24 protein-coding genes are annotated in these 24,238 nt (G+C 59.7%); 13 read left to right on the top strand and 11 right to left on the bottom strand.

Annotation, left to right across the window (positions count from 1 at the left end):
* Nucleotides 1-38: 38 nt before the first annotated feature.
* Nucleotides 39-443, bottom strand: a complete 405-nt coding sequence (locus CD175_RS27310; RefSeq protein ID WP_104451158.1) for an acetyl-CoA sensor PanZ family protein — start codon at nt 441-443, stop codon at nt 39-41.
* 225 nt (nt 444-668) lie between these two features.
* Here CD175_RS27310 and CD175_RS27305 point away from each other — a divergent pair, with 225 nt between their 5' ends.
* From CD175_RS27305 to CD175_RS27275, 7 genes are all read left to right on the top strand, one after another.
* Nucleotides 669-2,333, top strand: a complete 1,665-nt coding sequence (locus CD175_RS27305) for an OFA family MFS transporter (RefSeq protein ID WP_104451157.1) — start codon at nt 669-671, stop codon at nt 2,331-2,333.
* Between the two features lie 219 nt (nt 2,334-2,552).
* Nucleotides 2,553-3,146 (top strand): imidazoleglycerol-phosphate dehydratase HisB, encoded by a 594-nt coding sequence (gene hisB, locus CD175_RS27300; protein WP_003186751.1) that lies wholly within the window; start codon nt 2,553-2,555, stop codon nt 3,144-3,146.
* Entirely contained in the window at nt 3,146-3,784 is a 639-nt protein-coding gene (gene hisH / locus CD175_RS27295) for an imidazole glycerol phosphate synthase subunit HisH (protein ID WP_007972757.1), read from the top strand. The genes hisB and hisH overlap by 1 nt, the downstream gene beginning before the upstream one ends.
* Nucleotides 3,785-4,042 (top strand): DUF2164 domain-containing protein, encoded by a 258-nt coding sequence (locus tag CD175_RS27290; RefSeq protein ID WP_007989200.1) that lies wholly within the window; start codon nt 3,785-3,787, stop codon nt 4,040-4,042.
* Nucleotides 4,043-4,084: 42 nt separating this feature from the next.
* Complete coding sequence (hisA, locus tag CD175_RS27285) at nt 4,085-4,822, top strand: 1-(5-phosphoribosyl)-5-[(5-phosphoribosylamino)methylideneamino]imidazole-4-carboxamide isomerase (RefSeq protein ID WP_007972753.1); 738 nt, start codon at nt 4,085-4,087, stop codon at nt 4,820-4,822.
* 9 nt (nt 4,823-4,831) lie between these two features.
* Nucleotides 4,832-5,602, top strand: coding sequence for an imidazole glycerol phosphate synthase subunit HisF (hisF, locus tag CD175_RS27280; RefSeq protein ID WP_007972752.1), 771 nt, complete (start codon nt 4,832-4,834; stop codon nt 5,600-5,602).
* A 78-nt stretch (nt 5,603-5,680) separates the two neighbouring features.
* Nucleotides 5,681-6,436: a substrate-binding periplasmic protein gene (locus CD175_RS27275; protein WP_015093077.1), complete on the top strand. Its 756-nt coding sequence runs from the start codon at nt 5,681-5,683 to the stop codon at nt 6,434-6,436.
* Between the two features lie 139 nt (nt 6,437-6,575).
* Here CD175_RS27275 and CD175_RS27270 read toward each other — a convergent pair whose 3' ends face one another.
* The 4 genes from CD175_RS27270 to gpmI form a co-directional block, all read right to left on the bottom strand.
* Nucleotides 6,576-7,352, bottom strand: coding sequence for a divergent polysaccharide deacetylase family protein (locus CD175_RS27270; protein WP_104451156.1), 777 nt, complete (start codon nt 7,350-7,352; stop codon nt 6,576-6,578).
* Between the two features lie 2 nt (nt 7,353-7,354).
* Entirely contained in the window at nt 7,355-8,671 is a 1,317-nt protein-coding gene (locus CD175_RS27265; protein WP_007972748.1) for a S41 family peptidase, read from the bottom strand.
* Nucleotides 8,672-8,705: 34 nt separating this feature from the next.
* Nucleotides 8,706-10,001: a murein hydrolase activator EnvC family protein gene (locus CD175_RS27260; protein WP_104451155.1), complete on the bottom strand. Its 1,296-nt coding sequence runs from the start codon at nt 9,999-10,001 to the stop codon at nt 8,706-8,708.
* Nucleotides 10,002-10,252: 251 nt separating this feature from the next.
* Nucleotides 10,253-11,782, bottom strand: a complete 1,530-nt coding sequence (gpmI, locus tag CD175_RS27255) for a 2,3-bisphosphoglycerate-independent phosphoglycerate mutase (protein WP_104451154.1) — start codon at nt 11,780-11,782, stop codon at nt 10,253-10,255.
* Between the two features lie 152 nt (nt 11,783-11,934).
* Here gpmI and CD175_RS27250 point away from each other — a divergent pair, with 152 nt between their 5' ends.
* The 3 genes from CD175_RS27250 to secB are packed head-to-tail and all read left to right on the top strand — an operon-like array spanning nt 11,935 to nt 13,146.
* Nucleotides 11,935-12,348, top strand: coding sequence for a rhodanese-like domain-containing protein (locus CD175_RS27250; RefSeq protein WP_007972742.1), 414 nt, complete (start codon nt 11,935-11,937; stop codon nt 12,346-12,348).
* Between the two features lies 1 nt (nt 12,349).
* Complete coding sequence (gene grxC / locus CD175_RS27245) at nt 12,350-12,604, top strand: glutaredoxin 3 (protein ID WP_104451153.1); 255 nt, start codon at nt 12,350-12,352, stop codon at nt 12,602-12,604.
* 56 nt (nt 12,605-12,660) lie between these two features.
* Nucleotides 12,661-13,146: a protein-export chaperone SecB gene (secB, locus tag CD175_RS27240; protein WP_104451152.1), complete on the top strand. Its 486-nt coding sequence runs from the start codon at nt 12,661-12,663 to the stop codon at nt 13,144-13,146.
* A 175-nt stretch (nt 13,147-13,321) separates the two neighbouring features.
* Here secB and CD175_RS27230 read toward each other — a convergent pair whose 3' ends face one another.
* Nucleotides 13,322-13,777 carry a tRNA (cytidine(34)-2'-O)-methyltransferase gene (locus CD175_RS27230; protein ID WP_104451151.1) on the bottom strand — a complete coding sequence of 152 codons (456 nt, stop codon included), beginning with the start codon at nt 13,775-13,777 and terminating at the stop codon, nt 13,322-13,324.
* On the opposite strand from CD175_RS27230, the gene CD175_RS27225 reads away from it, so the two are divergent.
* Entirely contained in the window at nt 13,776-14,216 is a 441-nt protein-coding gene (locus tag CD175_RS27225) for a hypothetical protein (protein ID WP_104451150.1), read from the top strand. The two genes, CD175_RS27230 and CD175_RS27225, sit on opposite strands and share 2 nt — an antisense overlap.
* A gap of 504 nt (nt 14,217-14,720) precedes the next feature.
* Here the strand turns inward: CD175_RS27225 and ntrC are convergent.
* The 5 genes from ntrC to glnA all read right to left on the bottom strand — a co-directional run bounded on the left by ntrC (nt 14,721) and on the right by glnA (nt 20,325).
* A complete protein-coding gene (ntrC, locus tag CD175_RS27220; protein WP_104451149.1) occupies nt 14,721-16,157 on the bottom strand; it encodes a nitrogen regulation protein NR(I) in 1,437 nt (478 codons plus the stop codon).
* A complete protein-coding gene (gene glnL / locus CD175_RS27215) occupies nt 16,154-17,239 on the bottom strand; it encodes a nitrogen regulation protein NR(II) (protein ID WP_007970636.1) in 1,086 nt (361 codons plus the stop codon). The genes ntrC and glnL overlap by 4 nt, the downstream gene beginning before the upstream one ends.
* Before the next feature lie 230 nt (nt 17,240-17,469).
* On the bottom strand, nt 17,470-18,090 hold the full coding sequence (locus tag CD175_RS27210) for a DUF4124 domain-containing protein (protein WP_104451148.1): 621 nt from the start codon (nt 18,088-18,090) through the stop codon (nt 17,470-17,472).
* Nucleotides 18,087-18,602, bottom strand: a complete 516-nt coding sequence (locus tag CD175_RS27205; RefSeq protein WP_104451147.1) for a DUF4124 domain-containing protein — start codon at nt 18,600-18,602, stop codon at nt 18,087-18,089. The genes CD175_RS27210 and CD175_RS27205 overlap by 4 nt, the downstream gene beginning before the upstream one ends.
* 316 nt (nt 18,603-18,918) lie before the next feature.
* Nucleotides 18,919-20,325 carry a glutamate--ammonia ligase gene (glnA, locus tag CD175_RS27200; RefSeq protein WP_007970634.1) on the bottom strand — a complete coding sequence of 469 codons (1,407 nt, stop codon included), beginning with the start codon at nt 20,323-20,325 and terminating at the stop codon, nt 18,919-18,921.
* Between the two features lie 328 nt (nt 20,326-20,653).
* On the opposite strand from glnA, the gene thiI reads away from it, so the two are divergent.
* Both thiI and typA read left to right on the top strand, forming a co-directional pair.
* Nucleotides 20,654-22,108 (top strand): tRNA uracil 4-sulfurtransferase ThiI, encoded by a 1,455-nt coding sequence (gene thiI, locus CD175_RS27190; protein WP_104451145.1) that lies wholly within the window; start codon nt 20,654-20,656, stop codon nt 22,106-22,108.
* A gap of 139 nt (nt 22,109-22,247) precedes the next feature.
* Nucleotides 22,248-24,068, top strand: a complete 1,821-nt coding sequence (gene typA / locus CD175_RS27185; RefSeq protein WP_007970631.1) for a translational GTPase TypA — start codon at nt 22,248-22,250, stop codon at nt 24,066-24,068.
* Nucleotides 24,069-24,238: the final 170 nt, after the last annotated feature.

The following is a 24,238-nucleotide window of genomic DNA, read 5'->3' as shown; positions in this document are numbered from 1 at the left end:
GGGAGTATAGCGCCCCGGAACGGACGACCGGTCAGCGATCACTCAGGTACTACATCCAGCGGCAGTTTCAGCTTGGCGGCCAGTGCCTGCGCTTCCAGGTGCCCGGCAGGTGCCAGCAGGCGTAGCGTCATGCCCGATTGAGCGGCCATTTTTTGCGCTTCGGCCACCAGTCGCTCGGCAACACCACGGCGACGGGTAATTTTTCGCACACATATTTGTGACAAATGCCAGGCGTCTGGGTGCCTTTGCAAGCGGGCCGCGCCCAGCAGGCGATCGTTGAAGCGTCCGGCGATCAGTGTGCCGTCGCGCAAGCAGTCCTCGATCAACTGCGCCTCGCCGGAAAACGGGGCGAACAGCCAGTGTGGAGCGTCGTGGTAGATCTTCTGCAGATCCTGCCGATCCTGGGACGTGGCTTGGTTCAGCGGCTCGACAATGATCGGCATGGTGATTCCTGTGAGGTCATTAAGCGATGGAGATCAGACGACGTACAAAAGGTGATGTCAGTTTGGTTTTTCTGTCACTGGCAGATGGTAACCTTTGCCCGTTCGCCCGTCCTTCTGCGACCTGTTGTCGCACAACAAGGCGCTCCAGCAAAAAACGGTCATGTCTGCGTGCATAAAGGCCGGGAGTGTGGCTGGCGAACCCTACTAATAATTGGGGGAAATACAATGACCACGAGCACCACGGCGGACGGCTTCAGCGCCGACCAGCCCGCGTTCCTGTCCAAGGAGCGGATCATCGCCAAGCCCGGTTTCAACCGATGGCTGGTACCGCCGGCCGCGCTGGCCATCCACTTGTGCATCGGCATGGCCTACGGCTTTTCGGTGTTCTGGTTGCCGCTGTCCAAGGCGCTGGGCATCACGGCGCCAGTGGCCTGCGCAGCGGACACGGGTTTTATCGCACAGGTCTTTTCGTCCCAGTGTGACTGGCCGATTTCGATGCTCGGCTGGATCTACACCCTGTTCTTCATCTTCCTGGGTTGCTCGGCCGCCATCTGGGGTGGCTGGCTGGAACATGCCGGGCCACGCAAGGCAGGGGTTGTATCGGCGCTGTGCTGGTGCGGCGGCCTGCTGATTTCGGCGCTGGGCGTGTATACCCACCAGATCTGGCTGATGTGGATCGGCTCCGGGGTCATTGGTGGTATCGGCCTGGGCCTGGGCTACATTTCTCCGGTCTCGACCCTGATCAAGTGGTTCCCGGACAAGCGCGGCATGGCCACCGGCATGGCGATCATGGGCTTCGGAGGTGGCGCGATGGTCGGTGCTCCGCTGGCGGCAGCGCTGATGGGGCATTTCGCTTCGCCAACCAGCGTCGGCGTGTGGCAGAGCTTCCTGGTCATGGCCGCGATCTACTTCGTGTTCATGATCGGTGGTGCATTGTCCTACCGCGTCCCGCCAACGGGCTGGAAGCCTGAAGGCTGGACCGCCCCGGCGAAAAAAGCCTCGAACGCGATGATTACTCATCGTCATGTTCACGTGAATGTGGCCTGGAAGACCCCGCAGTTCCGTCTGGTGTGGCTGGTGCTGTGCCTGAACGTATCGGCCGGTATCGGCATCCTCGGCATGGCGTCGCCGCTGTTGCAGGAAGTGTTCGGTGGCAAGTTGTTGGGCAATGACCTGGCGTTCGGCCAACTCGACGCTTCGCAGCTGGCTTCGATCGCCGCCATCGCGGCCGGTTTCACCGGTTTGCTGAGCCTGTTCAACATCGGCGGGCGCTTCTTCTGGGCTTCGTTCTCGGATTACCTGGGTCGCAAAAACACCTACTTCGTGTTCTTCGCCTTGGGCTTTGCCCTGTACGGACTGATTCCGAACCTCGGTCACCTGGGCAGCATAGCGCTGTTCGTGGCGGCGTTCTGCGTCATCCTGTCGATGTACGGCGGTGGTTTCGCGACTGTTCCGGCGTATCTGGCGGACCTGTTCGGTACGCAAATGGTCGGTGCGATTCACGGTCGACTGCTGACGGCGTGGGCGGCTGCCGGCGTGCTCGGTCCAGTGCTGGTGAACTACCTGCGTGAATATCAGCTGAGCATCGGCGTCGAGCGTGCAGCAGCGTACGACATCACGCTGTACATCCTCGCCGGCCTGCTGGTGCTGGGTTTCCTGTGCAACCTGCTGGTGCGTCCGGTGGCGGACAAGTACTTCATGACCGACGCCGAACTGGCCGCCGAGCAGGCGCTGGGCCATGACAAAGGCGCTGACAGCAGTACCGTGCTGGAGTGGAAAGCTGCGCCTGGCACCAAGCCGCTGGCGGTGGCGGCATGGCTGGTGGTGGGTATTCCGTTGGCGTGGGGTGTGTGGGTGACCTTGCAGAAGACGGCGGTACTCTTTCACTAACGCCAACCCCCTGTAGGAGCCGGCTTGGCGGCGATCAGTGCAACGCGGTGTGCCAGACACACCGCATCGCTGGCAAGCCAGCTCCTACATGTCATTACAGGTATAGCTTCGAGGTTGATGAATTCACTCCGTCAGCCATATCACCTCGCGTGTTTCTGTTTGGCGCCCGCACGCCTATAATGGCTGCCTTTTTCGCCCAATGATTTTGCGGAGCTGGTGATGGCCGAACGTAAGGCGTCTGTCGAGCGCGACACTCTGGAAACCCAGATCAAAGCCTCGATCAACCTCGATGGCACCGGAAAGGCCCGATTCGATATCGGTGTACCTTTTCTTGAGCACATGCTGGACCAGATCGCCCGTCACGGGCTGATCGACCTGGATATTGTCAGCAAGGGCGACCTGCATATCGATGACCACCACACTGTGGAAGACGTCGGTATCACCCTCGGCCAGGCCTTCACCAAAGCCATCGGCGACAAGAAAGGCATCCGTCGCTACGGTCACGCCTACGTGCCGCTCGATGAAGCGCTGTCGCGCGTGGTGATCGATTTCTCCGGCCGTCCAGGCCTGCAGATGCATGTTCCCTACACCCGTGCCACCGTCGGTGGCTTCGACGTTGACCTGTTCCAGGAATTCTTCCAGGGCTTCGTCAACCACGCCAACGTCACCTTGCACATCGACAATCTGCGTGGGCACAACACCCACCACCAGATCGAAACCGTGTTCAAGGCTTTCGGTCGCGCCCTGCGCATGGCCGTCGAGCTCGATGACCGCATGGCCGGGCAAATGCCTTCGACCAAGGGCGTCCTGTAATGCAGACAGTCGCGGTTATCGATTACGGCATGGGCAACCTGCACTCGGTGGCCAAGGCCCTCGAGCACGTCGGTGCCGGCAAGGTGCTGATCACCAGCGATGCCAACGTGATTCGCGAAGCCGACCGGGTGGTTTTCCCCGGCGTCGGCGCCATTCGCGATTGCATGGCGGAGATCCGTCGCCTCGGCTTCGATTCGCTGGTGCGTGAAGTCAGCCAAGACCGTCCGTTCCTCGGCATCTGTGTGGGCATGCAAGCCTTGCTCGACACCAGCGAAGAGAACGATGGCGTCGACTGCATCGGCCTGTTCCCGGGCGCGGTGAAGTTCTTCGGCAAGGATCTGGTCGAGGACGGCGAGCACCTGAAAGTCCCGCACATGGGCTGGAACGAAGTGAAGCAGAAGGTCAGTCACCCGCTGTGGCACGACATTCCTGACCTGGCGCGTTTCTATTTCGTGCACAGCTACTACATCGCCGCCGCCAATGCGCGTCAGGTAGTGGGTGGCGGTCACTACGGTGTCGATTTCGCCGCGGCGCTGGCCGAAGGCTCGCGTTTCGCCGTGCAGTTCCACCCGGAGAAAAGCCATACCCATGGCCTGCAGTTGCTGCAGAACTTCGCTGCGTGGGACGGTCGCTGGTAAATGGCCGTCAAGAAGAAACCGCCGATTCTGACCCTCACTCCCGAGCAGGAGAGCGAGGCCAATCGCAAGATCAAGCGTTTCATGGAAGACCGCTTTGAACTCGACCTCGGCTCTTTCGAGGCGGCGGAGATTCTTGAGCTGTTTACCCGTGAAATTGCTCCGCACTATTACAACAGGGCGATTTTCGATGTGCAGGCGCACCTCAAAGAGAGGTTCGAAAGCATAGAAAGCGACCTGTGGGCGCTCGAGAAAAACTGATTTCCGAGCCAAGCTGAACATTCAAATTTGAAGGTTTGCCAGATGCTGATTATTCCCGCTATCGATCTTAAAGACGGTGCCTGTGTTCGTCTGCGCCAGGGCCGCATGGAAGATTCCACAGTGTTCTCCGATGACCCGGTGAGCATGGCTGCCAAGTGGGTGGAGGGCGGTTGCCGCCGTCTGCATCTGGTCGACCTGAACGGCGCATTCGAAGGCCAGCCGGTCAACGGCGAAGTGGTCACCGCCATCGCCAAACGCTACCCGAACCTGCCGATCCAGATCGGCGGCGGTATCCGCTCCCTGGAAACCATCGAGCACTACGTGAAAGCGGGCGTTAGCTACGTGATCATCGGCACCAAGGCCGTGAAAGATCCGGCTTTCGTTGCCGAAGCCTGCCGTGCGTTCCCGGGCAAGGTGATCGTCGGCCTGGACGCCAAGGACGGTTTCGTCGCCACCGACGGCTGGGCTGAAATCAGCACCATCCAGGTGATCGACCTGGCCAAGCAGTTCGAAGCCGACGGCGTTTCCGCCATCGTTTATACCGACATCGCCAAAGACGGCATGATGCAGGGCTGCAACGTCCCGTTCACCGCGGCGCTGGCTGCTGCAACGAAGATCCCGGTGATCGCTTCCGGCGGGATCCACAACCTGGGCGACATCAAGACCCTGCTCGACGCCAAGGCGCCGGGCATCATCGGCGCAATCACCGGCCGTGCGATTTACGAAGGCACCCTCGATGTCGCCGAAGCGCAAGCTTTCTGCGATTCGTACAAAGGCTGAGGACTGATCATGGCGCTGGCCAAACGCATCATCCCTTGCCTGGACGTGGACAACGGCCGGGTGGTCAAGGGTGTGAAATTCGAAAACATCCGCGACGCCGGCGACCCGGTGGAAATCGCCCGTCGCTATGACGAGCAGGGCGCCGACGAGATTACCTTTCTCGACATCACTGCCAGCGTCGATGGCCGCGACACCACGCTGCACACCGTCGAGCGCATGGCCAGCCAGGTGTTCATCCCGCTGACCGTGGGCGGTGGCGTGCGTACCGTGCAGGACATCCGCAACCTGCTCAATGCCGGCGCGGACAAGGTTTCGATCAACACCGCAGCGGTGTTCAACCCTGAGTTCGTCGGCGAAGCCGCGCAGCATTTCGGTTCGCAGTGCATCGTGGTCGCGATCGACGCGAAGAAGGTTTCCGGGCCGGGCGAAACCCCGCGCTGGGAAATCTTCACCCACGGTGGGCGCAAGCCAACCGGTCTCGACGCTGTCGAATGGGCGAAGAAAATGGAAGGCCTGGGTGCCGGCGAGATCCTGCTGACCAGCATGGACCAGGACGGCATGAAAAACGGTTTCGACCTGGGCGTCACCCGCGCCATCAGCGATGCGCTGGGCATTCCGGTGATCGCTTCCGGTGGCGTCGGCAACCTGCAACACCTGGCCGACGGCATTATCGAAGGTCACGCCAGCGCGGTTCTGGCGGCGAGTATTTTCCACTTCGGCGAATACACCGTGCAGGAAGCCAAGGCTTATATGGCCCATCGCGGAATTGTGATGCGCTGAATAAACCAATGCAGGCCAGTGGACATCATGGCGTGCCCAAGGCACTCTTGGGCACGCCATGGATTTCGGTAGCCAGACATGCTTAAACGCTTTCTTCTCGTCCTTGCCAGCGCTTCTCTGTTGTTCATCAACGGAGCACACGCAAAAGACAGCCCCGACACCGACATGGTGTTGCTGACTGAAAACTTCCCGCCCTACAACATGGCGAAGAATGGCAAGAACTTCGCTCAGGACGAGAACATCGATGGCATCGCCACCGATATCGTCCGCGAGATATTCAAGCGCGCCAACATTACCTACAGCCTGACCCTGCGTTTCCCTTGGGAGCGAATCTACAAACTCACCCTGGAAAAACCCGGCTATGGCGTGTTCGTCATGGCGCGGTTACCGGATCGCGAGAAGCTGTTCAAATGGGTCGGCCCAATCGGCCCGGACGACTGGATCATGCTGGCCAAGGCTGACAGCAAGATCACCCTCGAAACCTTGAATGATGCGCGCAAGTACAAGATCGGCGCCTACAAGGGCGACGCGATTGCCGAGACGCTGGCCAAGCAGGGGCTCAATCCGATTGTTGTACTGCGCGATCAGGACAACGCGAAAAAACTGGTCAACGGGCAGATTGACCTGTGGGCCACCGGTGACCCGGCCGGGCGCTACCTGGCGCGTCAGGAAGGGGTCAACGGGTTGAAAACCGTACTGCGTTTCAACAGTGCCGAACTGTACCTGGCACTGAACAAGGACGTGCCGGACGAGACGGTGGCCAAGCTCCAGGCGGCGCTGGACCAGATGCGCAAGGAAGGCAAGGTCGACGAGATCATGGCGCGGTATCTCTAAATCCAATCGCCAAGTCCTGTGCCCGGCACAATTCAATGTGGGAGCGAGCCTGCTCGCGAAAGCGGTTTGAAAGTCAACATAAGCATCGACTGTTATGGCCCCTTCGCGAGCAGGCTCGCTCCCACAGTGGTGTAGCGAGTTAGCGGTAAACGCCATCCTTGCCATGCGCCGCAGTCGCCCGATTACCGCGCACACTGATCATCTGCCGGATATCAATCCACTCGATGCCCTGAGCCTTCAGCTTCGGCAACTCCCGCTCCAGCACCGCGAGCGTCTGTGGATACGGATGCCCGATCATCACCGCCGAACCCTGCTTGCGCGCGAGGCTGATCGCTGTCTGCAACTGGCTGAAGATCGCTGCTTCGGTTCGTTCATCGTCGAGAAACACATCCCGTGAAACGCTGGCCAGGCCGATCTTCTGCGCTTCGGCCGCGGCCACGGTCTGGGCGCTGGTGCGGCTGTCGACGAAGAATTTGTGCCGTTGTTGCAAGTCTGCCATCAACCAGGCCATGGCCGCGGGTTGTGCGGTCATGCGGCTGCCCATGTGATTGTTGATGCCGCTGGTGTACGGGACCATTTTGAAGGCGGCGTTCAGGCGCTTTTCCAGCTCATCGATAGGCAATTCGGGATGCCAGGCGAACGGTCCGGTGGCCGGATCCATGGGCATGTGCAGAATGACGATTTTTCCGGCGCGATGGGCTTCGCGGGCGAATTCGGTGGCGTGAGGCGTGTCGGGCATGATCGCCGTGGTCACCGGGCCGGGCAGGGCCAACACGCGGCGATCCCTAGGCAGGTTCTGCCCCAGGTCATCGATGATCAGGGTCAGGTAGGCTTTTTGCGGGGTGGTCGAGGCGGGCGTTGCGTGAACAACACCCGCCAAACAGCAAAGCAGACCGAGAATGTACCGCAGGCGCATCCTCAACGGCCGGACGTGATGCTCAGCCCTTTGAGCAGGCTCAGGGCCTGGGCCAGTTGGTAATCATCGTCCTGTGGCATCGGCTTGGCCTTGCTGGAGCCGGTCGGTTTGTCCGCACCGCCGTTGCCGTTGCCCAGGTGACCCTGCAAGTCGGCTTCCTTGAAGTAGTCGTTGTCCTGCTCGCTGGTGATCTTGGCCTTGCGCACTTCGATGTCCGGGACGATGCCCTGGGCCTGAATGGAGCGGCCGTTCGGCGTGTAATACAGCGCCGTGGTGATCTTCAATGCGCGATCATTGTTCAGCGGCAGCACGGTTTGCACCGAGCCCTTGCCGAAACTGGTGGTGCCCATCACCACGGCGCGCTTCTGGTCCTGCAGGGCGCCGGCGACAATTTCCGATGCCGAGGCGCTGCCGCCGTTGATCAGCACGACCATTGGCACGGCTTCGCTTTCGTCCTTGCCGGTGGCAGAGAAACGCAGCTCGGAGTTGGCGATGCGGCCCTTGGTGTAGACGATCAGGCCCTTGGTGATGAAGTGGTCGACCACTTCCACCGCCGCCTGCAACACCCCGCCCGGGTTGTTGCGCAGGTCAAGGATGATGCCTTTGAGCTTCTTGCCGTTCTCCTTGCGCAGCTTGGCCAGCGCCTTGGAAACCTCTTCACCGGTCTTGACCTGGAACTGGGTGATGCGGATGTAGCCGTAGCCCGATTCCAGCAGCTGGCTCTTCACGCTCTTCACCTGGATGACGGCGCGGGACAGGGTCACGTCGAACGGCGTGCCGCCGTCGCGCACCAGGGTCAGGGTGATTTTCTGGCCGATCTTGCCGCGCATCTTGTCGACGGCTTCGGTCATGCTCTGGCCGCGGGTGGGCTGGCCGTTGATCTTGACGATGAAGTCGCCGGCCTGAATGCCGGCCTTGGAAGCTGGGGTGTCGTCAATCGGCGACACCACCTTGATGAAGCCGTCTTCGGCGCCGACTTCAATGCCCAGGCCACCGAATTCACCGCTGGTGCTTTCCTGCAACTCGGCGAAATCTTCAGGGCCGAGGTAAGCCGAATGCGGGTCGAGGTTACTGAGCATGCCCTTGATGGCGTTTTCCAGCAGGGTCTTGTCGTCCACCGGTTCGACATAAGCGGCCTTGATCCGGTCCATCACCTCGGCAAAGGTGCGCAACTCATCCAGCGGCAGTGGCGCCTTGGTGGTCGCAGCAGTGCCCGCCGGCGCAACCGCCGGGGCCGGTTGAGCGGCAAACGCCAGAGGCGCGCCGATCACCAGGGCGATCGTCAGGGCCAGCGAGGTAAGGCGGGACAAATGCAGCATGTCGAACGAACTCCTAATGTTGGTGACTCAACGCCTATCCTTGCGCGTGGCACCATTGCGCAGGGTCACTCGGGTGACCCTGCTGACGAATTGCGAAATACAGCGCTGGTGTGTCCTGCCCGCCACTGTTACCGACAGTGGAAATAGGCTCACCGGCTTTTACAACGTCACCCGCAGACTTGAGCAGCGTCTGGTTGTGACCGTACAGACTCAAATAACCATTGCCGTGGTCGAGAATCACCAGCAGCCCGGCGCCGCGCAACCAGTCGGCGAACACCACGCGACCACCGTGTACGGCACGCACCGCACTGCCGGCAGAAGCGCCGATCATCACGCCATCCCACTTGGTCCGGGCATCGTCGCCACGGCTTTCACCGTAGCGCGCCAGCAGTCGACCATCGACAGGCCAGGGAAGTTTGCCGCGGGTTGACGCAAACGGACCACCAAAGGTCTCGCCGGAACTGGAAACCAGTGCGCCAGGTGTCGATCTGACCGGTTTGCGTGGGGCGTCGTCGCTGGCATCTGCCTGCGCCTGGGCCTCACGTAAACGCTTTTTTTCGGCTTCCTGCTGGGCAATCAGCGCTTTTTGTCGCGCTTCTTCTGCCTCACGGGCCTGGCGGGCCAGGGTTTCTTCAATGGTTTTAAGGACTTTAGACAGGTCTGCCTGATCCTGCTCGCGCGCCGCCAGTTTCTGATCGCGAGCCTTTACGTCGTCATTGAGCTTGGCCAGGACTTGCTGGCGCTCCTTGCGGACTTTCTCGAGCTCGTCACGCTGGGTGTCGAGGCTGCTTTGCTGCACCAGCAGTTGCGCCTGCTGCATGGCGATGTCTTTCTCGACATTGGACAGTTGGCGCAGGGTTTCGTTGAAATTCTTCAACTGCTCCAGGCGAGCCTGGCTCAGGTAGTCGTAATAGGTGAGGGTGCGGGCGAATCTTTCCGGATTCTGCTGGTTGAGCAGCAGCTTGAGGTATTCCTGACGACCGTTCTGGTAGGCCGCTCGGGCCTGAATGGCGATCAGTCGTTGCTGTTCAATGCGCGCGCTCTGGAGTTTTTTTTTCTCCGCATCGAGTCGCTGCAGCTCGGCTTCGCTTTTCTTCAGCTCTTTTTGCAGGGCGTCGACCTGCTTCTCGAGCTTGCCCATTTCGGTTTCGGTGCCCTTGAGCTCTTTCTGCACGCCGGATTTTTCTTCCTGCAGCTTGCCCAGCAGCTTCTTCAGCTCGGCAATGTCCTGACGCGTGGCGTCCAACTGTTGTTGGGTGTCTGCGCGCTCGTCAGCAAAGGCCGGTTGGAGCAGGCAAGTCAGAGCTAGGGCTATCAGGACGCGAAGCATAGGGGCGGGCGGCACCAGGGAAAGGGACGGCCTAGTATGCCCGCCATGGGCGGCAAAAAAAATGCCCATTTCTGACTGTGTGATGACTGGAGCAAGCGACAGACTGAATTCCATTTCAAAAACTCCAAAAACCACTGTGGGAGCGAGCTTGCTCGCGATGGCGTCCGATCATTCAACATAGATGTTGGCTGTCAGATTGCTATCGCGAGCAAGCTCGCTCCCACAGATTTTGTTGCGTTTTGGAAATCCGATCAGACCAGAATCGAAGTCCCGGTCATTTCCGCCGGTTGCTCAAGGCCCAACAGCTTCAGCATGGTTGGCGCCACGTCCGCCAGCACGCCGCCTTCGCGGACCTTCAGGTCGCGCTTGCCGACATAGATGAACGGCACCGGCTCGGTGGTGTGTGCAGTGTGCGCCTGGCCGGTGGTTGCATCGGACATTTGCTCGACGTTGCCATGGTCGGCGGTGATCAAGGCTTCGCCGCCGACTTTTTCCAGGGCATCGACGATGCGGCCCACGCACAGGTCAAGGCATTCGACGGCCTTGACCGCCGCTTCGAACACGCCGCTGTGGCCGACCATGTCGCCGTTGGCGTAGTTGACCACGATCACGTCGTAACGCTGGTTTTCGATGGCGTCGACGATGCGGTCGGTGACTTCCGGTGCGCTCATTTCCGGCTGCAAGTCATAGGTGGCGACTTTTGGCGACGGAATCAGGATGCGTTCTTCTCCCGGGAACGGTTCTTCGCGGCCGCCGGAGAAGAAGAAGGTCACGTGGGCGTATTTTTCGGTTTCGGCGATGCGCAGCTGGGTCTTGCCGTTTTTCGCCAGGTAGTCGCCCAGCACGTTTTCCAGGCTGCCGGCAGCGAAAGCCGACGGCGCAGGGATGCTCGCGGCGTATTGGGTCAGCATGACGAAACCGGCCAGTTTCGGCTGGCGGGCACGCTCGAACTCACTGAAGTTGTCTTCGACGAACACGCGAGTCAGCTCGCGGGCGCGGTCGGCGCGGAAGTTCATGAACACCACGGCATCGCCGTCTTCGACTTTTACCGGCTCACCGATGGAGGTGGCTTTGACGAATTCGTCGCTCTCGCCGCGCTCGTAGGCTGCTTGCAGGCCTTCCTGGGCGGTGGCGGCGTTGAACTCGCCCTGGCCATCGACAATCAGGTTGTAGGCCTGGGAGACACGGTCCCAACGGTTGTCGCGGTCCATGGCGTAGTAACGGCCGATCAGGCTGGCGATCCGGCCTTTGCCCAGGGCCTGGAAGGTCGCGTCGAGCAGTTCGATGGAGGACTCAGCGCTTTTCGGCGGAGTGTCGCGGCCATCGAGGAAAGCGTGCAGGTAGATTTTTTCGGCGCCGCGCTTGAAGGCCAGTTCGGCCATTGCGATCAAGTGATCCTGGTGGCTGTGCACGCCGCCATCGGACAGCAGGCCCATGAAATGCACGGCTTTGCCGGCGGCGACGGCTTTGTCCACGGCGGCGCAGATGGTCGGGTTCTCGAAGAACTCGCCGTCGCGGATCGATTTGGTGACGCGAGTGAAGTCCTGGTACACCACGCGACCGGCGCCGAGGTTCATGTGACCGACTTCGGAGTTGCCCATCTGGCCGTCCGGAAGACCGACGTCCATGCCGCTGCCCGAGATCAGGCCGTTCGGCACGGTGGCCCACAGGCGGTCCAGTACAGGCTTCTTCGCCGCGAAAATGGCGTTGGATTCGGGGTTGTCGCTGTGACCGAAGCCGTCGAGAATCATCAGGACCAAAGGTTTAGGCGTGGTAGTCATGGAATTCGCTCTGGCTTAAGTAAAAAGGGGCGATGGAAAAGGGAGTCGCAGTTTAAAGCGAAGTTCCGGCCACGTCACCGCCGGACGGGGTTTGGCCCACCATAGTGGCTGTGTATACTGGCCGACATTTTAACGCCCTGGAACCTCCTTCGATGGTTGCTCACCTGATTGAATTCGCCACTAACCACTACATTCTCGTCGGTATCTTCGTCGTACTGCTGGCGTTGCTGATTGCCTATCAAATGCAGGGCGGCGGCCGTAGCCTGAGCACTGGCGAACTGACCGGCCTGGTCAACAAGGACGCAGGCGTGGTGATCGACATTCGTCCAACCAAGGATTTCGCCGCCGGTCACATTGTCGGCGCGCTGAACATTCCCCAGGACAAACTGATCGCCCGCGTTGGCGAGCTGGAAAAGCACAAGGCCAAGACCATCATCCTGGTCGATGCCATGGGCCAGACTGCCGGCACTCACGCCCGCGAATTGATGAAATCCGGCTTCACCGCCGCCAAGCTTTCCGGCGGTATCTCCAGCTGGAAAGCCGACAATCTGCCGCTGGTGAAGTGATATGAGCAACGTCGTCGTCTATTCCAGCGATTACTGCCCTTACTGCTCGCGAGCCAAGTACCTGCTCGAGAACAAAGGCGTGGCCTTCGAAGAGATCAAGGTCGATGGCAAGCCGCAGGTGCGCGCTGCGATGGCCCAGAAGGCCGGACGTACTTCCGTGCCGCAAATCTGGATCGGCAGCACCCACGTGGGCGGTTGTGATGATTTGTTCGCCCTGGAGCGCGCCGGCAAGCTCGACGTGCTGCTCAGGGCCTGACGGCAATACCTCAAACAAGCAAACCTAAAAGAACCCTGGATCAAGAAGGATCTGCGATGACTGACCAACAGAACACTGCTGCGAACGAAGAAGAAACTGCACCGCAATTCTCCTTGCAGCGCATTTATGTGCGTGACCTGTCCTTCGAAGCTCCGAAAAGCCCGGCGATCTTCCGCCAGCAGTGGGAGCCGAGCGTCGCCCTGGATCTGAACACCCGTCAAAAGGTATTGGAGTCGGACTTCCACGAAGTCGTGCTGACCCTGTCGGTTACCGTGAAAAACGGTGACGAAGTGGCGTTCATCGCTGAAGTGCAGCAGGCCGGTATCTTCCTGATCAAGAACCTGGACGATGCTTCGATGAGCCACACCCTGGGTGCGTTCTGCCCGAACATCCTGTTCCCGTACGCTCGCGAAACCTTGGACAGCCTGGTGACCCGCGGTTCGTTCCCGGCACTGATGCTGGCCCCGGTGAACTTCGATGCGCTGTACGCGCAAGAGCTGCAACGCATGCAGGCTGCCGGCGAGACGCCGACCGTTCAGTAAAAGCTTCGTTTGCCCCATGAAAAAAGCGCCTCTGAAGGCGCTTTTTTCATGGGGCAAACCAAACTGCTGGATGCACTGCCTCCTGTAGGAGCTGCCGAAGGCTGCGATCTTTTGATCTTGATTTTTAAGATCAAAAGATCGCAGCCTTCGGCAGCTCCTACATTGGGTCGTGGTGTTATTTGAAGTCGTTCTGGCGCCAGGCTTCGTAAACCGCGACGGCCACGGTATTCGACAGGTTCAGGCTACGGCAGCCTTCGCGCATCGGCAGGCGCAGGCGTTGCTCGGGGGGCAGGGCGTCCAGGACCTCGGCGGGCAAACCCCGGCTTTCCGGGCCGAACAAGAACGCATCGCCAGGGGCGAAGCTGGCATCGTGGAATGGCCGCGAGCCCTTGGTGGTGAAGGCGAACAGCCGTGGATGACCGAGGCTTTTCAGGCAGCTGGCGAGGTCGGCGTGACGTTGCAGGGTGGCATACTCGTGGTAGTCGAGGCCGGCGCGGCGCAGGCGCTTGTCGTCCATCTCGAAGCCCAGCGGCTCGATCAAATGCAGGTGGCAGCCACTGTTGGCGCACAGCCTGATAACGTTGCCGGTATTCGGCGGAATTTCTGGTTGGAAAAGGATGACGTGAAACATGCACGGCTCCGAAGGTAAAGATGACGCGCATTCTACGCCGCAAGCAGGCGTGCGTTCGAAACTATTCCTGCAGGTGATGGGTTCGCTGGCGATCGTCGGGATGATGATCGGGCTGATGATCGGTCGCCTGACCACGCCAGACCCGAGCCAGTTGCAGCAGGTTGAGGTGATGGGCGACGGGCTGGTGGTGTGGTTCAACAACGAACCCAAGGTCCATGGCGAAATCGTCGACGGCAGTGTCGCGCTGCTGTTTGGCGCCGAGGGCAAGGCGCAGAAAGGCCAGCTCAAGCTTGGCGGTAAGGATGTGAACTGGCGGGTACGTTTGAGTGATGGGGGGTTGCTGCTGACGCTGGTGGCAGCCCGTCCGCTGCAGGGCGAATGGGCCGGTAGCGAGGTCGATGACCGCTGGCGGCTGGAGATCCATCTCCGAGAGCAATAAAAGAGGGAATCCCCGGCCTGCCTGTACCAAGGTTCCCGAAACGGGAGGCTCGTCGCGAGTGCGGTGTGAGCCTGGTGTAAAGAAGGAACCCCTGACCTGCCTGTATCAAGGGCCCCAAAACGGCTGGGCTCGTCGCGGCTGCGGTGTGAGCCCGGTGTAAAGAGGGGAATCCCCGGCCTGCCTGTACCAAGGTCCCCGAAACCGGGTCGGTGATCTGAATCACCTGAAAGGGTTATTGCAGGGGGCGTGCCAGGTTTTAACAAGTTGAAACAGAAACCCGCGTATAAACGTCGAAAGCCCCGTAATCCGGGGCTTTCGTGTTTTTTCGATAGGGGTTCGATTGTGAACGCAGGTAGGGTTTCGGATCGGTTGCCGTGCGCGATTGCGGTTCACGGTGCATCCAGTCGGTGCACGCCGGGCAAAAAAAGATCGCAGCCTCCGGCACCTGTAGGAGCTGCCGAAGGCTGCGATCTTTTCACTGACGACTAAATACCGAAGCCGGACTTAACCTTCATCGCCCTCATCATCATCCCCACCATCCACCTTCATCCCCAATTCCTTGATCTTGCGCGTCAGGGTGTTACGCCCCCAACCCAGCAAAACGGCGGCATCGCGGCGGCGACCGGCGGTGTGTTTGAGGGCGGTCTCGATCATGATCCGCTCGAAGGCCGGCACGGCACTGTCGAGCAGGCTCGACTGGCCGCGGGCCAGCGCCTGGTCTGCCCACTGGCGCAGGGCCTGTTCCCAGTTGGTCACGGGTGCCGAATCCTGCGGCAGGCTCAGCAACTCCGGTGGCAGGTCGCCGATGTGCACTTCGCGACCCGAAGCCATCACCGTGATCCAGCGACAAGTGTTCTCCAGTTGCCGCACGTTGCCGGGCCACGGCAGGTTCTTCAGGTATTCCTCGGTTTCGTTTTTCAGCAGTTTTGGCTCGACGGCCAGTTCTTGCGCGGCGCGGCCGAGGAAGTGCTTGGCCAGGGTCGGGATGTCTTCGCGACGGTCCGACAGGCGCGGGATGTGGATGCGGATCACATTCAGGCGATGGAACAAGTCCTCACGGAATTTCCCGGCATGCACCAGGGTTTCCAGGTTCTGGTGAGTCGCGGCAATGATGCGCACATCGACCTTCACCGGCACATGACCGCCGACGCGGTAAAACTCGCCATCGGCCAGCACCCGCAGCAAGCGGGTCTGGGTGTCGGCGGGCATGTCGCCGATTTCATCGAGGAACAGCGTGCCGCCGTCCGCCTGTTCAAAACGCCCGCGACGCAGGTTGGCCGCGCCGGTGAACGCGCCTTTTTCGTGGCCGAACAGTTCGGATTCCATCAGGTCCTTGGGAATCGCCGCCATGTTCAGCGCGATGAACGGCGAAGCGGCGCGCGGGCTGTGACGGTGCAAGGCGTGGGCCACCAGCTCTTTACCGGTACCGGATTCGCCATTGATCAGCACGGTGATGTTGGAGTGGCTCAGTCGACCAATGGCGCGAAACACTTCCTGCATCGCCGGCGCCTCGCCGATGATTTCCGGGGTACGGGTCAGTGTCGGGGCGACTTCCAGGCCCTGCTGCTCCTGGGCGTGCTGGTTGGCGCGCTTGACCAGGGAGACTGCTTCGTCGACATCGAACGGTTTGGGCAGGTATTCGAAGGCGCCGCCCTGATAGGACGCGACAGCGCTGTCCAGATCGGAATGAGCGGTCATGATGATGACCGGCAGTCGTGGATGCTGCTCGCGAATCCGCGCCAGAAGGTCCAGGCCGCTGGCGCCGGGCATGCGGATGTCGGAAATGATCACGTCCGGTTGCTGGCGCGCCAGGCGGCTCATCACGCCATCGGCGCTGTCGAAGCTTTGCGTGGTCATGCCTTCCTGTTGCAAGGCTTTTTCCAGGACCCAACGGATAGAACGGTCGTCATCGACGATCCACACGGTTTCACTACGGCTCATGTCGATGTGGCTCCTTGTTCCAGTGGCAGAAAGATCGAGAAGGTGGTGTGGCCGGGGTGGCTGTCACATTCGATCAGGCCCTGGTGCTGGCTGATGATGTTCTGGGTAATGGCCAGGCCGAGCCCGGTACCGTCCGGGCGACCGCTGACCATGGGAAAGAAGATGGTTTCCTGAAGCTCCGCAGGGATGCCCGGACCGTTGTCGATGATCTCGATCTTGGTCACCAGGCGATGGCGCACATGGCCGATGGTGAACTGGCGCATGGTACGGCTGCGCAGGCTGATTCGGCCCAGGCGCAGCTCGTTCTGGCTGCTGATGGCCTGCATCGCGTTGCGAACGATGTTCAGTACGGCCTGAATCATCTGTTCGCGGTCGATCAATACGTCGGGAATGCTTGGGTCGTAGTCGCGCACCAGCGTGATGCAACCCTGGCTTTCGGCTTCCACCAGTTGGCAGACGCGCTCCAGCACTTCGTGGACATTACACAGGGCCAGTGACGGCAGCTTGTTGGAGCCGAGCATGCGATCGACCAGGTTACGCAGGCGGTCGGCTTCTTCGATGATGACGTTGGTGTAGTCGCGCAGGCTTTCTTCCGGCAGTTCCCGGGCCAGCAATTGCGCCGCGCCACGAATCCCGCCCAAGGGGTTCTTGATTTCATGGGCGAGCCCGCGCACTAGCATCTTGCTGGTCTCCTGCTTGGAAAGCTGTGCTTCTTCCTTGGTGATCCGCAGCAAGCGGTCGCGAGGGTGGACTTCAAGCAATAGCATGGTGTCGCCATTGCTCAGAATCGGCGTTACCGCGTAGTCGACGGTCAGGGTCTGGCCGGTGAGGGCGGTGAGCATGGCTTCGCGCTTGGTGAACGGGTGGGCCTGTTCGACAGCCTGGCGCAAGGAGTTGAGCGCTTCAGTCGATTCTGTAAACAGTTCACTGATGAACTGCCCATGGCTGCGCTGGCCGCTGATGGCCAGTAGCATCTCCGCCGCCGGGTTCATGTACTCGAGGCGCAGTTCGGCATCGAGCAGAATGGTGGCGGTGGTGAGGTTGTCGAGTAGCAAGCGGTGGAGTGCGTCGCTAATGGTCATCGGGACCTCTTTTGGGGCGGAGCATGCGCAAGAAACAAGTGTTGGTAAGTAGAAGTTGCAAAAAGTAAACCAAGGCTCCGAAAAGAAGCGCCAAAGCCCTGAAACGGGCGTTTGACGCTCGCTTGCGTGGCGTTCTGCCGGCTTTCACGGGTAATTTCGAACCAAAATGGGTTGGAATGTGAGTACGGTGCAGACAGTTGCACCAATATAGTGCGCAAACCTGAATGAGGTTAAAAAAGTCGCAGGAAAGGATTTTTTTCTTCGGCGGGTTTGTCGTTGAGCGGGCATTCCGGCCGCTGGCCGTAGTCGTCGAGGGTGCAGGGTTTGATCTTGCGCTTCTGGGCGAGAGACGTGCGCTGCATATGGAAGGGTTGGCTGGCGGTGCGTTCGATGATGCGTCCCTGCTCATCGAGGATTTCCACGGACAGGGTATGGCTGCCGCGATCGATGTTGCTCAACGGGAACACCGGGCTCAGGCCGGGTTCAGCGGTGGGCTGGCCGTCGAGCAGTAAACGGTAGCGGTGACCGGGTTGCAGGGCGGGTTCGTTGGTGGCACTGACGATGATTTCACCGGTGTTGCTGCGGATGGTCGCATCGGGTTCCGGAACCAGGATGCGCAACAGGTCATAGTGGAACGGCGCTTGTACTTCTGGACTGTCTTCTGCATTCGACGGCGCTGCAGGGGTGGGGTTGGCCGCCATTCGATTGCTATTCACCTGCGGGACACGCGTGGCGTTGCCGGGTTTGGGCTGGTCGGTGAAAACCCGATTGCCTTGGGTGTCAAGGTAAGTAAAGACCTGCGCCGACGTGGGCAGCGCAATGAAGCAGGCGATCAGTAGCCAGGCCTTCAAGGCGTGTGCACTCGTTGCACGGTGAAGGTTGCGGTGGGGCTCTGCTGCACAACGTTTTCGCCATCGATCACTTGCACGGCGAGGCGATGCTCGCCGCGATCGATGTTCACCAGTTGCAGGATCGGCACATTGACTGGCTGGCCGTAGGGTTGATCGTCCAGCAGCAGGCGCATTAGATGGGGGCCTTGCAGGCGCGGCTTGATCAGTACGTTTATCGTGAAGGTGCCATTGTTGGAGCGCAGAGCTTCGGTATTGGGTAGGCCGGTCAGCTCCAGCACTTCATAGGGTTTTTGGGGCTGCTCATTTCGGGCGGCTTCAGCAGCAGGCGCGGCTTCGCCGGGAGGCTGGCGCTCTATGCTGTTGAGGGGCGGCAAGTGGACCGGTTGGGCACTGGTGCCGTCAGGCGGTTGATTGCTGTACGCAGTGGCGCCGTTGGCGTCTGTGTATTTGTAGATCTGCGCCATGGCGGGCAGGGCGATCAGCAGCAGGATGAAGAAAAAACCACGACCCATGGAATCGACCGGAAGCGAAAGCGTTGGGTTGCAGCATAGGTCAGGCCGAGCGGTTAACCCAAGTCGCTAAACATCCGGGCAATAAAAAAGGTTCTTCGCGGAATCCCGGGAAACTGTAGGAGCAGCCGGTCGACGCTCGATTGCTGGCGATGGACTCCAGTGCGCCGCGTTTATTCAGGTTCACACGCGTTATCGTTAACGACCATCGCGGGCAAGCCCGCCCCCACAGGGATGTGCGTCAGCCGTTGAATCGCTGGCAATAAAAAGGCCTCCCGAAGGAGGCCTCTGTCACGCCGCGTGCCGCAGCGCTACCGGATCAGCAGCTGTAGTACAGCTCGTATTCCAGTGGGTGTACGAAGGTACGTACCTTGATTTCTTCTTCGCTTTTCAGGGCGATGTAAGCGTCGATGAAGTCGTCGCTGAAAACGCCGCCTTTGGTCAGGAACGCACGACCCTTGTCCAGCTCTTCCAGGGCTTCTTTCAGGCTGCCGCAAACTTGTGGAATCTCTTTCGCCTCTTCAGGCGGCAGGTCGTACAGGTTTTTGTCAGCAGCGTCGCCAGGGTGGATCTTGTTCTGGATGCCGTCCAGGCCAGCCATCAACAGTGCGGCGAAGCACAGGTACGGGTTGGCAGCCGGATCCGGGAAGCGTGCTTCGATACGGCGGGCTTTCGGGCTCGACACGTAAGGAATGCGGATCGAAGCGGAACGGTTGCGAGCCGAGTAGGCCAGCATCACTGGTGCTTCGAAGCCTGGAACCAGACGCTTGTAGGAGTTGGTCGCCGGGTTGGTGAAGCCGTTCAGGGCCTTACCGTGCTTGATGATGCCGCCGATGAAGTACAGGGCGGTGTCGGACAGGCCGGCATAGCCTTCGCCTGCGAAGGTGTTCTTGCCATCTTTCCAGATGGACATGTGCACGTGCATGCCCGAGCCGTTGTCGCCGTACAGTGGCTTAGGCATGAAGGTCGCGGTGCGGCCGTAGGCGTCGGCAACGTTGTGCACGACGTACTTCAGGGTTTGGGTTTCGTCGGCTTTCTTCACCAGAGTGTTGAACTTGACGCCGATTTCGTTCTGGCCGGCAGTTGCCACTTCGTGGTGGTGAACTTCGACGGTCAGGCCCATTTCTTCCAGTGCGTTGCACATGGAGGTACGGATTTCGTGGTCGTGGTCGAACGGTGGAACCGGGAAGTAGCCGCCTTTGACGCCTGGACGGTGGCCCTTGTTGCCGCCTTCGATGTCCTGGTCGGACATCCAGGAACCTTGTTCGGAGTAGATCTTGAACATGGAACCGGAAATGTCGGACTTGAACTTCACCTGGTCAAAGATGAAGAACTCTGGCTCTGGACCTGCGAATACGGTGTCACCGATACCGGTGGCTTTCAGGTGCTCTTCGGCGCGCTTGGCGATCGCACGTGGGTCGCGGTCGTAGCCTTGCATGCTCGAAGGCTCGATGATGTCGCAGACCAGGATCAGGGTCGGTTCTTCGGTGAACGGATCCAGAACAGCGGTGGAGTCGTCCGGCATCAGGATCATGTCGGAGGCTTCGATGCCTTTCCAGCCAGCGATGGAGGAACCGTCGAACATTTTGCCGACTTCGAAGAAGTCGTCATCCAGCGCATCGCGAGCCGGCATGGTCACGTGGTGCTGAGTGCCTTTGGTGTCCGTGAAGCGCAGATCAATCCATTTGACGTCATGATCTTTGATGAGTTGAACCGACTTCGACATAGTGTCCTCCGGGTGGCTTCGGGCTAGTAGTGGATGCCCTAAAATGTGGGTGATGCCGGCGCGAATACTCTGCCAAGGCAACCTGCCTCACAAGGGAGCAAATTGCATGCCAGTGCCCCAGCATGGGTTTTTTGCCCCAATTTCACGCCTGTCAGGCGGAAAAGCACCATAAAGCGAAAAATACCGCCCTACAATGTGGCGTTCATTTCAATAAATGACCCGTTTTGGTGCGCGCAAAACCTTCTGCACATTAACTGGTTAAACCTTGAGCAATTTCCGCTATAATCCGCGCCCCCCTTTTTCGGCAGGCCCTGCGCGCGCTGTTTCCATGAAATTAATCGTAAAAGTCTTCCCCGAGATCACCATCAAGAGCCGCCCGGTACGGATGCGTTTCATCCGCCAATTGGCCAAGAACATCCGTGCCGTGCTCCGCGATCTGGACCCGGCCGTGGTGGTGAACGGTGTGTGGGACAACCTCGAGCTGGAAACCCGCGTCAGCGACCCCAAGGCCCTGAAGGAGATGGGCGAGCGCCTGAGCTGTATGCCGGGCGTCGCGCACTTCCTGCAAATCGACGAGTACCCGCTGGGTGATTTCGACGACATCGTTGAAAAGTGCAAGCAGCACTACGGTGATGCACTGGCCGGCAAGATTTTCTCGGTGCGTTGCAAGCGTGCCGGCAAGCACCCATTCAGTTCGATCGATATCGAAAAATATGTCGGCAGCCAGTTGCGCCGTCAGTGTGGTGCCGCCGGGATCGACCTGAAAAAGCCTGAAATCGAAGTCCGCATCGAAGTTCGCGACCAACGGTTGTTCGTGATCCACAGCCAGCACAACGGCATCGGCGGATATCCGCTGGGCGCCCTGGAGCAGACGCTGGTGCTGATGTCCGGTGGCTTCGATTCCACCGTGGCGGCCTACCAGATCATGCGCCGCGGCCTGATGGCGCATTTCTGCTTCTTCAACCTGGGCGGACGTGCCCACGAACTGGGCGTCATGGAAGTCGCGCATTTCATCTGGAAGAAGTACGGCAGCTCCCAACGCGTGCTATTTGTCAGTGTGCCGTTCGAGGAAGTGCTGGGCGAAATTCTCGGCAAAGTCGATAACAGTCATATGGGCGTAGTATTGAAGCGTATGATGTTGCGCGCTTCGTCCCGGATTGCCGATCGACTGCACATCGACGCACTGGTCACGGGTGAGGCGATCTCCCAGGTGTCGAGTCAGACGTTGCCGAACCTGTCGGTGATCGATTGCGTGACTGACAAACTGGTCTTGCGTCCACTGATCGTCGCGCACAAGCAGGACATCATCGACACGGCCAACGAAATCGGCACCGCCGATTTCGCCCGGCACATGCCGGAATACTGCGGCGTCATCTCGGTCAATCCGAAGACCGCGGCCAAGCGCTACCGTGTCGAGCACGAAGAGAAAGAATTCGATATGGCGGTGCTCGAGCGTGCGCTCGAAAACGCCAAGCTGGTGCCGATCGATCGCGTGATCGACGAATTGGGCCAGGACTTGCAGATTGAAGAAGTCAGCGAAGCGCTGGCCGGTCAGATCGTCATCGACATCCGTCACCCGGATGCCGCTGAAGACGACCCGCTGGAACTCGCTGGCATCGAGGTACAAACGATGCCGTTTTATGCAGTGAACGCTCGTTTCAAGGAACTGGACCCTACTCGCCAGTACCTGCTGTATTGCGACAAAGGCGTGATGAGTCGCCTGCATGCCCACCATTTGCTCAGTGAGGGGCATGCCAATGTGCGCGTTTATCGACCGAGCTAAGTGCCCGGGGCTGTTTGCCTGTGGCCTGCGTCACCGGCCCCCCGACGCCACCGTCAAGCTGTAACGGCTTTCACGGACGCTACTGTTAATCGCTGCCAAGACTTGTCAGCACACCGAATCCTCTGATCGAGATACACAAGTGATCGAAAATCTACGCAACATCGCCATCATTGCCCACGTTGACCATGGTAAAACCACCCTGGTAGACAAACTCCTGCGTCAATCCGGCACCCTGGAGCGCAACGAGCTCAACGACGAGCGCGTGATGGACTCCAACGACCAGGAAAAAGAGCGCGGTATTACCATTCTGGCGAAAAACACCGCCATCAACTGGAACGGCTACCACATCAACATCGTGGACACCCCGGGCCACGCCGACTTCGGCGGCGAAGTTGAACGCGTAATGTCGATGGTCGACTCCGTTCTGCTGCTGGTTGACGCTCAAGACGGCCCTATGCCGCAAACCCGTTTCGTGACCAAGAAGGCTTTCGAAGCCGGCCTGCGTCCAATCGTGTGCATCAACAAGGTTGACCGTCCAGGCGCGCGTCCGGACTGGGTTCTGGACCAGATCTTCGACCTGTTCGACAACCTGGGCGCCACCGAAGAACAGCTGGACTTCAAAGTCGTCTACGCCTCGGCCCTGAACGGTATTGCCGGTCTGGACCACACCGAAATGGCTGAAGACATGACCCCGCTGTACCAGTCGATCGTCGACAACGTACCTGCGCCGAAAGTCGACCGTGACGGTCCGTTCCAGATGCAGATCTCCGCACTGGACTACAACAGCTTCCTGGGTGTTATCGGCGTTGGCCGTATCGCTCGCGGTCGCGTCAAGCCGAACACCCCGGTTGTGGCTATCGGCGCCGACGGCAAGAAGCGTAACGGTCGTATCCTGAAGCTGATGGGTCACCACGGTCTGCACCGTGTAGACGTTGAAGAAGCTGCTGCAGGCGACATCGTGTGCATCAGCGGTATGGACTCGCTGTTCATCTCCGACACTCTGTGCCACCCGGACACCGTTGAAGCGATGAAGCCGTTGACCGTCGACGAGCCAACCGTTTCCATGACCTTCCAGGTAAACGACTCGCCATTCTGCGGTAAAGAAGGCAAGTTCGTGACTTCCCGTAACATCAAGGAACGTCTGGACAAAGAGCTGCTGTACAACGTTGCACTGCGCGTTGAAGAAGGCGACTCGGCTGACAAGTTCAAGGTTTCCGGCCGTGGCGAACTGCACCTCTCGGTACTGATCGAAACCATGCGTCGCGAAGGCTTCGAAATGGCTGTAGGCCGTCCGGAAGTGATCATCCGTCTGGTTGACGGCGTGAAGCACGAACCGTTCGAAAACGTCACCATCGACCTGCCGGAAGAATCCCAGGGCAAGGTGATGGAAGAGATGGGTCTGCGTAAGGGCGACCTGACCAACATGGTGCCGGATGGCAAGGGCCGTGTACGTCTGGAATACAACATCCCTGCTCGTGGTCTGATCGGTTTCCGTAACCAGTTCCTGACCCTGACCAACGGCGCTGGCATCCTGACCTCGATCTTCGACCGTTACGACGTGATGAAGTCCGGCGACATGTCCGGCCGTCAGAACGGCGTTCTGGTTTCGGTTGAAACCGGCAAGGCACTGACCTACTCCCTGGAAACCCTGCAGGCGCGTGGCAAGCTGTTCGTAGAACACGGTCAGGAAATCTACAACGGTCAGATCGTTGGTCTGAACAGCCGTGACAACGACCTGGGCGTCAACCCTACCAAGGGCAAGAAGCTCGACAACATGCGTGCTTCGGGTAAAGACGAAACCATCGCTCTGGTTCCACCTGTTCGCTTCACCCTGGAACAGGCTCTGGAATTCATCCAGGACGACGAGCTGTGTGAAGTGACTCCTAAGTCCATCCGTCTTCGCAAGAAGATCCTGGACGAAAGCGAGCGTACCCGCGCAGCCAAGAAAGCCAAGGCATAAGATCTAGCCCCGGCTGAACGAAAACGCCCCCGGTCGAAAGGCCGGGGGCGTTTTTGTTTATCTGGGATTTATGCGGTGTTTGTGCCGGCCCCATCGCGAGCAGGCTCGCTCCCACAGTGTTCGAGGTGAACCACAAACTGTGTGAACACCAAAGAACCCCTGTGGGAGCG

It is taken from the genome of Pseudomonas laurylsulfatiphila (assembly GCF_002934665.1).
GTDB lineage: Bacteria > Pseudomonadota > Gammaproteobacteria > Pseudomonadales > Pseudomonadaceae > Aquipseudomonas > Aquipseudomonas laurylsulfatiphila.
This window is presented reverse-complemented; position numbering and strand designations above follow the sequence as displayed.